This is a genomic window from Salmonella sp. SAL4457 (genome assembly GCF_046548235.1).
Classification (GTDB): Bacteria; Pseudomonadota; Gammaproteobacteria; order Enterobacterales; family Enterobacteriaceae; genus Salmonella; species Salmonella enterica.
Genome location: NZ_JBGDZO010000059.1, coordinates 1 through 458, shown reverse-complemented (window position 1 = coordinate 458; position 458 = coordinate 1). Strand labels below are relative to the sequence as shown.

General features: G+C 25.3%; 1 protein-coding gene. It reads left to right on the top strand.

Annotated elements, in window-relative coordinates:
- On the top strand, positions 1–212 hold a 212-nt coding region (locus ACLJNW_RS23210; protein WP_410961085.1), incomplete at its 5' end, for a hypothetical protein.
- Between the last annotated feature and the right edge of the window lie 246 nt (positions 213–458).

Here is a 458-nt window from a genome sequence, read left to right as displayed (position 1 = left end):
GTGTTATAAGATCTAGTTATGAATTAAGTGATGCGATGAATACAGTAAGTAACATTGATGTTGATAAAATATTTGCTGAATCTTTCAGATCGATAAGCCCTAATATAAAATGGAATATTATTTTTAATAATTTATTAAAAGTTACTTTAGAGCCAGGTTATATGAGTATAACTGTAAAAGATGAACAAAGAGAATTTGTAAAAATAAAATAATAGAAAATTTAAGAGTTAAAAAAATCCCTTTAATTTAAAGGGAAAATCTAACCGAGTTACATCCCCTTTCTCTCTTTAGAAGTTATTCCACTTATAAAGATATAGGTTTATATAAATACACAGGGAAAAAAAGAATTCTTAGATAGAATAAGTCCCTATAAATATGAAAAAGATTTAGAGAAAGCACAATATGAAATGGAAATAAATTGGGCAGATCTAATGTTAAGATATTACAAAGATAAAAGC